This window comes from Nakamurella multipartita DSM 44233, assembly GCF_000024365.1.
GTDB classification, from domain to species: Bacteria; Actinomycetota; Actinomycetes; order Mycobacteriales; family Nakamurellaceae; genus Nakamurella; species Nakamurella multipartita.
The window spans coordinates 4,334,268-4,346,769 of record NC_013235.1 but is presented as its reverse complement, the minus strand read 5'-3'; the positions used below and the strand labels follow the sequence as shown (position 1 = coordinate 4,346,769).

Sequence of the window (12,502 nt, the reverse complement as noted above, 5' to 3'; positions counted from 1 at the left end):
TGCTCACGAGACCACCGGGATCGGCGCCGGCCGGGGCGGCAGCCCGCTGACCGGTGCTCCGGCCTGGCAGGCCCGGCTCCAGGCCTGGGCCACGTCGTCACCCCGCCGGACGGGCACGACCCGCCAGCCGGCCGACTGCAGCAGCGCGCCGGCCGACGGGTCGGTCGACCGGTCGGGGCTCCCCGATCGCGGTGTGCCGGCCCAGGTCGCCGTGTCCAGCAGGAACGCGATGGCGGTCGTGCCACGCAGCCGGGCGGCCATCAGCAGTCGGGCGGTCGGGGCGTCCAGCGCGGCGAGCACGGCGACGATCAGGCCGATGCCGGCGATCGAGGACGCGGTCATGGTCCGGGTATCCGGCTCGACCACGGCCAGCGCGGCCAGCACGTCGTCCTGGATGTCCCGGCCGGCGGCCAGCACCGTCCCGCTGTGGGCGGTCAGCCGGACCTGGTGTTCGGCGGCCAGCAGGTGCACGGTGATCGAGGCGGCCAGTCTCACGGCCGTCTCCAGGCTGCCGGTGGCACCGGTGCCGGCGTGCGCGATCGCCCGGTGGTCCAGCATCACCACCGCGCCGCCGTGCGAGACCGGCTCGGCCAGCCGGACCATCAGCTCGTCCTCGTGCCGGGCCGAGGCCCGCCAGTGAATGGTGCGGATGTCGTCACCGCTGCGGTACGGCCGCACCCCCACGTCCGGGTCGCCGCCGGAGGCCCCGGACCGGGCCCGGTCCGCCGCGGCCCGACCGGCTCCCGGTGCTGGCCGGCATCCCGGCCAGATCGACCAGCGACGGCACCACCAGCACCGTTGTTGACGTGTCCAGGGTGCGGCTGTCCTCCCACAGGCCAAACGGGTCGCCGACCCGGACCGAGGGTGGCTCGAAGACGAACCGGCCTCGCCGGGTCGGGCGGATCGCGTATTCGGTGCGGGCCCGGTGTGCCGGCCGCAGCGGCGGCATCAGGCAGCGGATCCCACCGCTGAGGTCGACGACCGGGGGATCGTTGATCTCCAACGCCGCCGTCCGGGTCGATCCGGTGTTGGTGACGGTCAGTTGCACCCGACCCGCCGTGCCCGGCATCAATCGGCTCGGTCCCACGTTGCGCTCGGCCGAGAGCCGGACGCTGCGCACCGCCCCGGCGAGCACCGCCAGGATGGGCAGCAAGGCGGCGAACAGCCCCACCCGTAACAGATCCCGCTCGTCCAGGGCGATGGCGCAGACGACGGCGGCCAGACCCCCGGCCAGCAGGCAGCGGCCCCGGGTGGTGAGCCCGCGCAGCCCGGCCGGCCGGCCCCGGCTCGGGCGAGGAGGCCGGTCAGCCACCTCGCGGCACCCGCAGGCGGCTCAACAGCACCCGGACGACCTCATCGGCCGACCGGCGGGCCGCGTGCGCCTCGACGGTCAGCAGCAGCCGGTGCGCCAGCACGGGCACCGCCAGCCGTTGGATGTCGTCGGGCACGACGAACGAGCGCCCGTCCAGCGCGGCCGAGACCTTGGCCGCGCGGGCCAGGTGCAGCACCGCCCGTGGGGAGGCGCCCAGCCGGACCTCGGGCACCGACCGGGTGGCCGCCACGATCTCCACCAGGTAGTGCCGTAGCGGCGGTGCCAGGTGCACCGTGGCCACCGCGTCGACCAGGGAGGCGACGGTGGCCGCGTCGGTCACCGGCCGCAACGAGTCCAGCGGATCGATCCGGTCCCGGTCGGCCAGCATGCCGACCTCGGCGGACCGGTCCGGGTAGCCGATCGACATCCGGGCCAGGAACCGGTCGCGCTGGGCCTCGGGCAGGGGATAGGTGCCCTCCATCTCGACCGGGTTTTGGGTGGCCAGCACCAGGAACGGACGGGCCAGTCGGTAGCTGGTGCCGTCGACGGTGACCTGCCGTTCTTCCATGCATTCCAGCAGGGCCGACTGGGTCTTGGGCGAGGCCCGGTTGATCTCGTCGGCCACCACGATGTTGGCGAACACCGGGCCGGGCCGGAAGTCGAACCGCGAGGTCTGCCGGTCGTAGACGCTGACGCCGGTGACGTCGCTGGGCATCAGGTCCGGAGTGAACTGCACCCGGCTGACCGTGGCGTCCACGGTGCGGGCCAGCGACTTGGCCAGCACGGTCTTGCCGGTGCCGGGCACGTCCTCGATCAGCAGGTGCCCCTCGGCCAGCAGCGCGATCAGGGCCAACCGGACGACCTCGGGCTTGCCCAGCACCACCTGGGAGATCGCCGAGCCGATCTGCCCGGCGACCCGACGGACGGTCTCCAGGTCGGGCAGCTCCGCCGATGGCGTCACGGGTCCTGGTCCCTGCGCCGGGTCCAGGTCGACGCGCTGTGCCACGGTTGGTTACCTCCTGACGGGTGCCCGGAACCGGTGGGTCGTGCGTCCGGGCAAAGGTCTGTGGCTGCCAGTCTGCCAGCCTGCCGCACCGGCGTCGGGGGATCGGCCGCCCGACGCTCGGTGGAAACGACGGGCCGGCGGGTGGGCGCTCGGTAGCATGAGCCGGATGTCGACCACCGCCCCACCCCCGGCGCGCCCGGCCGGACGGCTGCGTGCCGCCGCGGCCGCGCTGATCGCGCAGCTGGCTAAGTTCGGGGTCGTCGGGGCCACCGCGTACGTCGTCGACGTGGGCCTGTTCAACCTGCTCAGCTACGTCGGGTCGCCGCCCTTGCTGGCCGGCCAGCCGCTGCTGGCCAAGATCATCAGCACCGTGGTGGCGACCGTGGTGGCCTGGCTGGGCAACCGGTACTGGACCTTCCGGCACCACCGCCGGCCCGACGCCGGCCGCGAGTTCGTCCTCTACCTGATCATGTGCACCGTCGGTCTGCTCATCGCGCTGAGCTGCCTGTGGATCTCGCACTACGTCCTGGGCTTCACCTCGGCGCTGGCCGACAACATCTCGGCGAACGTGGTCGGCCTGGTCCTGGGCACCACCTTCCGGTTCTGGGCCTACAAGAAGTTCGTCTTCACCCACCAGCCGCAGCCCGCGGCGGCCTGACCCACCGGGTCACCCACCCCGCTCCACCGGGCCCTCCACCGCGCCCCACCACCGAGCCCCACCAGAGCCCCACGGCGCTCGACGGAGCGCCTCGGAGGTCTCACTGAGGCTCGCGCCGCGGCGAAAAACGGCCGCCCCTGGCCCTTCGCCGCGCTGCGCACGCCGGGCGCGGTCCCCGCCCGGCCCGGGCGCGGCGAACTTCCCCCACCGTCACCCACCGCAATGACGTGCGGTTTCTCCGCGACACCCGCCTCAGATGGGCGACTTCGGGGTCGGAGTGGTGGGAAGTGGGTTAGAGTGGAGGAGCCTGGGGGAGCGAGCCTGACAGATGGGGTCAGCGCCCACCGGGACCGGCGCGGGACCCCACGAGCCGCCGTCGCGAGGAGGTGTTCGTCAGATGCCCACCGGCTTCTACGGCACCTACACGCCACGGATGGACGACAAGGGGCGGGTCACCCTGCCGGCGAAGTATCGGGAGTCGTTCAAGAACGGGGTGATGTTGGTGCGGGGTCAGGACCACTGCATCTACGTGTTCACCCCCGAGGGCTTCGAGCAGTTCGCCGAGGCGGCGATCAACGCGCCGATCACCGACGAGCGGGCCCGCGGCTACCAGCGCTACATGCTCGCCAATACCGACGAGCAGCGCCCGGATGCCCAGGGCCGGATCACCATCACGCCCCGCATGCGCGAGTACGCCCGGCTGACCAAGGATCTAGTCATCACCGGCATCGGCCTGCGCATGGAGCTGTGGGACGCCGACGAGTGGGCGGCCTACGAGGCCCAGCAGGAGGCGGCCTACGCGGCCCCGGAACGGGGGCTGCTGGGCACCTGACGAACACCGGTTCCTGACGCCCGGCCCACATCCGCGCCGGCCCTGACACGACTTCCCCCGTGCCAGGACCACCGGCCCTGACACGACTTCCCCCGTGCCAGGACCACCGCGGATGGGGACCAGGATTCAGGACCCACCCGGCCCCACCCGCAGTCCCCGACCAGCCCACCCCGTCACATTCGCAACTCCAGGCGCATTCAGAGCACCGGATGCCCTCGGCCAGAAGGGAACGCGCCGATGTCGGGCCAGGCCGGGAGCGGGGACGAGCAGGACCCCCAGGCTTCGCCTCCCGAGGCGGGTCCCGATGACCGGCGGCACATCCCGGTGCTGGTCGACCGGGTCGACCAGCTGCTGGCCCCGGCCATCGAGGCGGCCACCGCCGACGGGGCCACCGATGTCGTCCTGGTCGACGCCACCCTCGGCATGGGTGGGCACACCCTGGCCCTGCTGCAGGCGCACCCGCGACTGCGGGTGGTCGGGATCGACCGCGACCCGCAGGCCCTGTCCATCGCCGAACAGCGCATCACCGCGGCCGGTCTGGCCGACCGGGTCGAGCTGGTGCACGCGGTCTACGACCGGATCGGTGAGGTGATCGCCGCCACCGTCGCCTCCGGCCGGGTGCAGGCGGTCCTGTTCGACCTCGGCGTCTCCTCGGTCCAGCTCGACGAGGCCGACCGCGGGTTCGCCTACGCGCAGGACGCGCCGCTGGACATGCGGATGGACCCGACGAGCGGCATCACCGCCGCCGAGGTGATCAACACCTACCCGGGGGCGGAGATCACCCGCATCCTGCGCGAGTACGGCGAGGAGCGGTTCGCCCAGCGCATCGCCCGGGCGGTGGTCACCGAGCGGGCCAAGCGGCCGTTCACCACCAGTGCCCGGCTGGTCGAGCTGGTGCGGGCCAACATCCCGGCCGCCGCCCGGCGGACCGGCGGCAACCCGGCCAAGCGCACCTTCCAGGCCCTGCGGATCGAGGTCAACGACGAGCTGGGCGCCCTGCAGCGGGCCATTCCCTCGGCGCTGCAGCATCTCTCGGTCGCCGGCCGGATCGTGGTGATGTCCTACCAGTCCTTGGAGGACCGGATCGTCAAGCGGGCCATCGCCCCGCTGACGCTGTCCCGGACCCCGCTGGACCTGCCGACCGAACTTCCCGGCCACGACCCCGAGTTCCGCTGGGTGGTGCGGGGCTCCCAGGCCCCGACCGACGAAGAGATCCAGGCCAACCCCCGAGCCGCGTCCGCGCGGTTGCGGGCGGCCGAACGCATCAGAGAGGCAGCGACGTGAGCCGGACCGGCACGACGACCAAGGACCGGGCGACCAAGGACGGGGCCTCGACCGCCACCGCCACTGCGGCCCTGCGCTCGGAGACCAGTCGCTGGTCGTCGGCGACGACCGCATCCTCGCGCCGGGCCTACGAGCGGCGGATCCGGCGCCGGCAGAAGATGTCCGACGACCGCCTGGTGCGGCCCGGCCGGCCGGTCTCGACGACGGCGCTGAACCGGGCACCGTTCGTGGTGGCGCTGATCGCCCTGCTGGGCGTCGGCGTCACCGCCGTGCTCTGGCTCAACACGCTGACCGACGAGGCCGGCATGCGCACCTCGACGGCCAAGAGCAAGACCACCGATCTGCGGCTGAGCATCGAGGAACTGCGCCGCGACGTGGCCATGCTGGACGCCACCCCGCGGATCGCCGAGCAGGCCAAGGCGCTGGGCATGGTCCAGGCCGGGGACTCGGCGATGCTGATCGTGGACGGGTCCGGGACCGGCACCGTGGTCGGCGAACCGTCCGCGGTGGCCGCGCCGGCGCCCGCCCCGGCACCGACGGCCGCCGCTGATCCGGCGGCCACCACGCCGGCGGCTGCTCCGACCCCGGCCGCCGATCCGGCCGCGGCCACTCCGGCCACCACCCCCGCCGCGGAGCCGGCCGCACCCGCCCCGACGCCGGCCGCCGAGCAGCCCGCGCCGGCCGCCGAGCAGCCCGCGGCGGCACCGGCCGATCAGGCCGCGGCGGCGACGCCGGCCGCGGCCGGGGAGCCGCAGGGCGCGGGGCAGTGACCTCGACCGCGACCCGGTTCTCGATCCCGTTTCCGTTCCCGTTCCCGTTCGTCACCGCGCTCCGGCTCCGGTCCCCGGCCCGGTCGCTCGAGGCCGCGCCGGGAACATCCGCCGCCACGCGGCGTGTCGACGGGGTGCACGGCGCCGCCATGCGCGAGCCTTCGCGGATGACTGATCGGTGCCGGTTCCGCGTGCCCCCGACCGTGCACCCGGCCGCCGGTGCGGCCCGGTGCCGGACCGTGGGGGCAGGAGCGACCCCGTGACCGATCAACAGGACCGCCGGCCCGCCGGCGGGCAACCACCGGCCGACCGTCGACGAGCCGCCGCCCCCCGGGCCACCGCCGGCCCGGGTTCGCGTCCCGCCTCGGCGTCCGCCGCTCGCGGCACCCCTCGCCCGCCGCGCGGTGCCCGCCCGGCGGCGCCCGCCGACGGCCGCCGCGATCCGAACGCCGGCGCGCCCCGACCCCGGTCGGCCGGCTCGGGCCGGCCGCCCCGGTCGGTCCGGGGACGCCGCACCCGGCGGCCCCGCGCGGCCGTCAGCAACCCGCGGCAGCGCGGCCGGATCGCGCTGGTCGTGCTGCTGGGCCTGCTGGCCGTGGCCACCATCAAGATCGTCACCGTCCAGGTCGTCGACCTGGGCGGCTACGCGGCCAAGAGCGAGGCGCAGCGCACCCGCACCCTGACCCTGACCGCCCAGCGCGGCACCATCACCGACCGCAACGGCGTCGAGCTCGCGTTGACCGTCGAGGGACGGGCGGTGGCCGCCCGGCCGGCCCTGTTCACCGACGACGCGCAGCGGCAGGCCGTCGCCGACATCCTGGTCGCCGACATCGGCAACGGGCTGACCACCGCCGACATCATGGCCAAGCTGACCTCCGGGAAGACCTACGTCTACCTGGCCCGCGACCTGATGCCGGCCCAGGCCGACGCGGTCATGGAGAAGATCACCCCGCTGTTCGACGCCGACCACATCGACGCCGTCGTCACCGAACGGCAGGACGTGCGCGAGTACCCGGACAACTCGGCCTCCTCGGCGGTCGTCGGCAACACCGACTACGACGGCAACGGGCTGTCCGGCTTCGAGTCCAAGTTCGACACCAAGCTGGCCGGCAAGGACGGCGAGCGGGTGGTCGACGTCGACGCCCGGCACCTGATCATTCCGGGCAGCGCCCGGGACGAGACGCCGGCGGTGGACGGCATGGACGTCGCCCTGACGATCGACTCCGACCTGCAGTACACGACCATGCAGATGCTCTCCGCGTGGGTGGACAAGTCGGCCGCCAAGTCCGGCTGCGTCGTCATCATGCAGGTCGCCGACGCCCAGATCGCGGCCATGGCCTGCTACGTCCCCGGGCAGACGCCGCGGGAGACCGGCAACAAGGCGGTCACCGACGCCATCGAGCCCGGCTCGGTGAACAAGGTGGTGACCATGGCCGCGGCGCTGGAGAAGGGCCTGATCACCCCGACCACCGTGTTCAACGTGGACGGCAAGATCACCGTCGGCGACGCGGTCATCAACGACGCCTGGGCGCACGGACCGCAGAACATGACGGCCACCGGCATCCTGGGCAAGTCCTCCAACGTCGGCACCCTGATGATCGCCCAGCAGGTCGGGCCGGACGCCTTCGTGGACATGTCGGCCAAGCTGGGTCAGGGTTTCAAGACCGGCGTCCAGCTGCCGGCCGAGACCTCCGGACGTTTCCCGCCCCGCTCCAGCTGGTCCTCGAGCACCTTCGGCAACCTGCCCATCGGGCAGGGCGTCAGCGAGTCCCTGGTCCAGCTGGCCGGCATGTACCAGGCCATCGGCAACAACGGCGTGCGGGTCACGCCCACCCTGATCAAGTCGACCACGGTGGACGGGGTCACCACGGCCAGCCCGCTGGGCAAGCAGACGGTGGCAATGAGCCCGCAGACGGCCCAGACGCTGATCCAGATGCTGCACGGGCCGATCCAGGGCGGCGACACCAATCACCGGGGCACCGCCCCGCAGGCGGCCATCACCGGGTACCAGGTGGCCGGCAAGACCGGCACCGCGCAGCAGGTCGACGAGAGCACCGGCGAGTACTCCAAGACCCTGATCACCTCGACGTTCGCCGGCATCGTGCCGGCGGACAACCCGAAGTACTCGATCGCGATCATGCTGGACAACCCCCGGGGTGATTCGCCGGCCGGCACGACCAGCTGCGCCCCGCTGTTCCACGACATCGCCGCCTACGCGATGCGCGCCGCCGACGTGCCGCCGTCGGCGCAGGAGGCACCGATCTACGACCTCTATGTCGACAACTGATCCGGCGCTGCGGTCCGGCCGGCCGCGGCTCGGCGCCCGGCCCGGCACCGGGCGGTGACGGTAACCTTGCCGCCCGTGGGTTCATCCGCACCGTCCTCGCCCCGTCCGCGGGACCCGGTCGGCGCGACGGTGGGCGAGGTCGCCGCCCTGACCGGGGCGCGCCTGGAACGGCCCGCCCCGACCGGTGAGCGGCTGACCGGGATCACCCTGCGCGCCCAGGACGTCCGGCCGCACGACCTGTTCGCCGCCCTGCCCGGCAGCCGCGCGCACGGGGCCGGCTACGCCGGCCAGGCCCTGGAGCGGGGCGCGGCGGCCGTGCTGACCGACCGGGCCGGGGCCGAGCTGCTGGCCGGCACCGACCTGGGGTCGGTCGCGCTGCTGGTGGTCGAGCGTCCGCGCGAGCACCTCGGGGCGATCGCCCGGCAGCTGTACGGCGACCCCAGCCGCCGGCTGGCCGTCGTCGGCGTCACCGGCACCTCGGGCAAGACCACCACCTGCTACCTGCTGGAGGCCGCACTGGCCGCCGACGGCTCGCGCAGCGCCGTCATCGGCACCGTGCAGACCCGCATCGACGGGCAGATCACGCCCAGCGCGCTGACCACGCCGGAGGCGCCGGACCTGCAGGCCCTGCTGGCCGTGATGGTCGAGCGGGGCGTCGGCGCGGTGGCCATGGAGGTCTCCTCGCACGCGTTGTCGCTGGGCCGGGTCAGCGGCACCCGGTTCGCGGTCGGCGCCTTCACCAACCTGTCCCAGGACCACCTGGACTTCCATCACGACATGGAGGACTACTTCCGGGCCAAGGCGATGCTGTTCGACGGGCGCGCGGGCGCGCACGTCATCGACGTGGACACCGAGTACGGCGCCCGGCTGGCCGCCGAGCACCCGGAGGCGCTGACCGTCAGCGACCGGCCGGGCGCGGCCGACTGGTCGGTCGAGATGGTCACGCTGGCGGCCAACGGGGTGCAGCACGTGGTGCTGTCCGGGCCGGGGAAGCGCCAGGTCACCCTGGACCTGGCCATCCCCGGCGCGTTCAACGTCGGCAACGCCGCCGTGGCGCTGGCCTGCGTGGACGCGCTGGGCCGGGACGTGCAGCAGGCGGCCGACGCGCTGGCCACCGTGGTGGTGCCGGGCCGGATGGAGCGGGTGGACGCCGGGCAGGACTTCCTGGCCGTCGTGGACTACGCGCACAAGCCCGGCGCGGTGGCCGCCGTGCTGGACGCGATCGGGCAGGGGCTGGCCGGGCCGCTGATCGTGGTGCTCGGGGCCGGCGGCGACCGGGACACCGGCAAGCGGCCGATGATGGGCGCCGAGTCCGCCGCCCGTGCCGATGTGCTGATCGTCACCGACGACAATCCCCGCTCCGAGCGGCCGGCCGACATCCGCGCCCAGGTGCTGGCCGGGGCCGCCCCGGTGGCCGACCGGCGCCCCTGCCAGGTGCTGGAGATCGGCGACCGGCGGGCGGCGATCCGTCGGGCCGTGCAGCTGGCCGGCACCGGCGGGGCCGTGGTGATCGCCGGCAAGGGCCACGAACAGGGCCAGGAGATCGACGGCGTGGTGCATCCCTTCTCCGATCGGGACGAGCTGCGGGCCGCCCTGGTCGCCCTGGTCGAGCCGGCCGGACGGGCCGGTGTCGGTCCCGGTGGTCCCGGCGGTCACGACCTGTCGGCCGGGCCGACTAGCCTGCACCGCGTGACCGATGCGCCCGCCGACCGCAATCCGAGCAGCCGATGATCGCGCTGACCCTGGCTCAGATCGCCGACGAGATCGGGGTTCCCGTGCCCGCCGGAGCGGCGGACGTGCTGGTGAGCTCGGTCGAGTTCGACACCCGCCGGATCCGCCCGGGGGCGTTGTTCGTCGCCCTGCGCGGCGAGCGGGTGGACGGGCACGACTTCGCCGCCACGGCCGCCGCCGCCGGCGCGGTGGCGGTGCTGGGGTCGGCCCCGGTGTCGGCCCCGCTGCCGCTGCTGCAGGTGCCCGACCGCCCCGACAACGCCGGCGTGCTCGACGCGTTGGCCGCCCTGGCCCGGGCGTCGGTGACCGCGCTGGTCCGCGAGCACGGCCTGCAGGTCGTCGGCGTCACCGGGTCCTCCGGCAAGACCTCGACCAAGGACCTGATCGCGGCCGTCCTGCGCGCCGTGCCGGGGACCGGTCCCGAACGGGTCATCGCCCCGCCGGAGTCGTTCAACAACGAGCTGGGCCACCCGTACACCGCACTGCGGGCCGACGAGAGCACCGCGTTCCTGGTGCTCGAGCTGTCCGCGCGGGGCGCCGGCCACATCGCCGCGCTGGCCCGGGTCGCGCCGCTGCGGATCGGGGCCGTGCTCAACGTCGGCTCCGCCCACCTGGGCGAGTTCGGGTCGGTCGAGGCCATCGCGCAGGCCAAGTCCGAGCTGGTCCAGTCCTTGCCCCCGGCCGGTGCCCAGCCGCTGACGGGTGGGGTGGCGATCCTGAACGCCGACGACGCCCTGGTCGCGGCGATGGCCGAACTGACCGCGGCCGAAGTGGTCATGGTCGGCACGGGCGCGGCGGCCCAGGTGCGGGCCACCGACGTCGGCCAGGACGACGCCGACCGGGCCCGGTTCACCCTGGTCACCCCGGAGGGGTCGGCCCCGGTGACGCTGCGCGTGGTCGGCGCGCACCAGATCGGCAACGCGTTGACCGCGGCCGCGGTCGGTCGCGCGGTCGGGCTGGGCCCGCAGGCCATCGCCCGCGCGCTGTCGCAGGCCGAGCCGGCGTCGCGGTGGCGGATGGAGGTCACCGAGCTGGCCAACGGCGTCACCCTGATCAACGACGCGTACAACGCCAACCCGCACTCGATGAAGGCCGCCCTGCACTCGCTGTCCACCATCGGCCGCGGCCGGCGGACCTGGGCGGTGCTGGGGGAGATGGCCGAGCTGGGCGACGAGGCGACCGCGGCGCACGACCAGATCGGCCGCCTGGTGGTCCGCCTGGGAGTGGACCGGCTGCTGGTGGTCGAGGGGCCCGGCGCGGCCACCGGGGCCGCCGTGGGCGGCCGCACGGCCCCGCGGGCGCTGCACCTGGGCGCGCACTTGGAGGGGTCGTGGGGTGGCGAGTCGGAGCTGGTGCCCGACGTCGACGACGCGGTGGCGATCCTGCTCGACGAACTGGAGCCCGGTGACGTGGTGCTGGTCAAGGCGTCCCGGTCGGCCGGGCTGGAACGGGTCGCGCTGCGGCTGATCGAGGCCGTCGGGGCATCGGCCGGCCGGCTGGCCGGCGACCGGAAGGACGGCCCCGCGTGAAGGCCATCCTGGTCGCGGCGCTGGTCGCGCTCGCCGTCTCCATCCTGTTCACCCCGTACCTGATCAAGGTGTTCTCCCGGCAGGGCTTCGGCCAGGAGATCCGCGAGGACGGCCCGCAGCACCACAAGAAGAAGCGCGGCACCCCGACCATGGGGGGTACCTCGATCCTGATCGCCATGTGGTGCGGCTACCTGGCCGCCAAGCTGGTGGACTGGATCTCCGGCGGCGGCGACGGGTTCACCGCCTCCGGGCTGCTGCTGCTCTACCTGACCACCGGCATGGGTCTGGTCGGCTTCCTGGACGACTTCATCAAGCTCCGCAAGCAGCGCAACCTCGGGCTGAACAAGCGGATGAAGTTCCTCGGGCAGACGTTCGTGGCCGTCACCTTCGGCATCGGCGCGCTGTTCTTCCCGGGCGTGGGTGGTCTGACCCCGGCCTCGGCGTCCCTGTCCTACGTGCGGGACCTGACGTTCCTGTCCATCGGCGCCATCGGTTTCGTCGTGCTGTGCTGGCTGCTGGTCTCGGCCTGGTCCAACGCGGTGAACTTCACCGACGGCCTGGACGGCCTGGCCGCGGGCTCCTCGGTGATGGTGCTGGGCACCTACGTGGCGATCGGCTTCTTCCAGTTCCGCAACGCGTGCTGGATGCCGCTGTCCACCGCCGCGCAGGCCGGCTGCTACGAGGTGCGCGACCCGCTGGACCTGGCGGTGATCGCCTCGGCCGCGCTGGCCGGCTGCATCGGCTTCCTGTGGTGGAACGCGCACCCGGCCCGGATCATGATGGGCGACACCGGCTCGCTGGCCCTGGGCGGGCTGATCGCCGGCCTGTCCATCCTGACCAAGACCGAGCTGCTGCTGGTCGTCATCGCCGGGCTGTTCGTGGTCGAGATGCTCTCGGTGGTCATCCAGATCGCGGTCTTCCGGACCCGTCATGTGCGGGTGTTCAAGATGGCGCCGTTCCACCACCACTTCGAGCTGTCCGGGTGGACCGAGACCACCGTGATGATCCGGTTCTGGCTGCTCGCCGCGATGTCCGCCGCGCTGGGCCTTGGCCTGTTCTACGCCGAGTGGCTGTCCCTGACCGGAGGCTGACC

11 protein-coding genes are annotated in these 12,502 nt (G+C 73.7%); 8 read left to right on the top strand and 3 right to left on the bottom strand.

Features of this window, described 5'->3' with window-relative positions; genetic code table 11:
* Nucleotides 1–3: 3 nt before the first annotated feature.
* From NAMU_RS27660 to NAMU_RS19480, 3 genes are read right to left on the bottom strand one after another with little or no spacing between them, the layout of a single operon-like run.
* Entirely contained in the window at nt 4–684 is a 681-nt protein-coding gene (locus NAMU_RS27660) for a DUF58 domain-containing protein (protein ID WP_052308017.1), read from the bottom strand.
* Entirely contained in the window at nt 656–1,312 is a 657-nt protein-coding gene (locus NAMU_RS30090; protein WP_052308016.1) for a DUF58 domain-containing protein, read from the bottom strand. Before NAMU_RS30090 ends, NAMU_RS27660 begins: the two co-directional genes overlap by 29 nt.
* Nucleotides 1,305–2,318, bottom strand: a complete 1,014-nt coding sequence (locus NAMU_RS19480; protein ID WP_015749055.1) for an AAA family ATPase — start codon at nt 2,316–2,318, stop codon at nt 1,305–1,307. The genes NAMU_RS30090 and NAMU_RS19480 overlap by 8 nt, the downstream gene beginning before the upstream one ends.
* Nucleotides 2,319–2,484: 166 nt before the next feature.
* On the opposite strand from NAMU_RS19480, the gene NAMU_RS19475 reads away from it, so the two are divergent.
* The 8 genes from NAMU_RS19475 to mraY all read left to right on the top strand — a co-directional run bounded on the left by NAMU_RS19475 (nt 2,485) and on the right by mraY (nt 12,500).
* Entirely contained in the window at nt 2,485–2,976 is a 492-nt protein-coding gene (locus NAMU_RS19475; RefSeq protein ID WP_015749054.1) for a GtrA family protein, read from the top strand.
* Nucleotides 2,977–3,373: 397 nt separating this feature from the next.
* Nucleotides 3,374–3,808 (top strand): division/cell wall cluster transcriptional repressor MraZ, encoded by a 435-nt coding sequence (mraZ, locus tag NAMU_RS19470; protein ID WP_015749053.1) that lies wholly within the window; start codon nt 3,374–3,376, stop codon nt 3,806–3,808.
* A 237-nt stretch (nt 3,809–4,045) separates the two neighbouring features.
* A complete protein-coding gene (gene rsmH / locus NAMU_RS19465) occupies nt 4,046–5,092 on the top strand; it encodes a 16S rRNA (cytosine(1402)-N(4))-methyltransferase RsmH (protein ID WP_015749052.1) in 1,047 nt (348 codons plus the stop codon).
* A complete protein-coding gene (locus NAMU_RS19460) occupies nt 5,089–5,862 on the top strand; it encodes a hypothetical protein (protein WP_015749051.1) in 774 nt (257 codons plus the stop codon). The genes rsmH and NAMU_RS19460 overlap by 4 nt, the downstream gene beginning before the upstream one ends.
* Before the next feature lie 259 nt (nt 5,863–6,121).
* Nucleotides 6,122–8,149 carry a peptidoglycan D,D-transpeptidase FtsI family protein gene (locus NAMU_RS19450; protein WP_052308015.1) on the top strand — a complete coding sequence of 676 codons (2,028 nt, stop codon included), beginning with the start codon at nt 6,122–6,124 and terminating at the stop codon, nt 8,147–8,149.
* A 75-nt stretch (nt 8,150–8,224) separates the two neighbouring features.
* Nucleotides 8,225–9,880, top strand: coding sequence for a UDP-N-acetylmuramoyl-L-alanyl-D-glutamate--2,6-diaminopimelate ligase (locus tag NAMU_RS19445; RefSeq protein WP_052308014.1), 1,656 nt, complete (start codon nt 8,225–8,227; stop codon nt 9,878–9,880).
* Nucleotides 9,877–11,409 carry a UDP-N-acetylmuramoyl-tripeptide--D-alanyl-D-alanine ligase gene (locus NAMU_RS19440; protein ID WP_015749047.1) on the top strand — a complete coding sequence of 511 codons (1,533 nt, stop codon included), beginning with the start codon at nt 9,877–9,879 and terminating at the stop codon, nt 11,407–11,409. Before NAMU_RS19445 ends, NAMU_RS19440 begins: the two co-directional genes overlap by 4 nt.
* Complete coding sequence (mraY, locus tag NAMU_RS19435; RefSeq protein ID WP_015749046.1) at nt 11,406–12,500, top strand: phospho-N-acetylmuramoyl-pentapeptide-transferase; 1,095 nt, start codon at nt 11,406–11,408, stop codon at nt 12,498–12,500. Before NAMU_RS19440 ends, mraY begins: the two co-directional genes overlap by 4 nt.
* Nucleotides 12,501–12,502 lie beyond the last annotated feature (2 nt).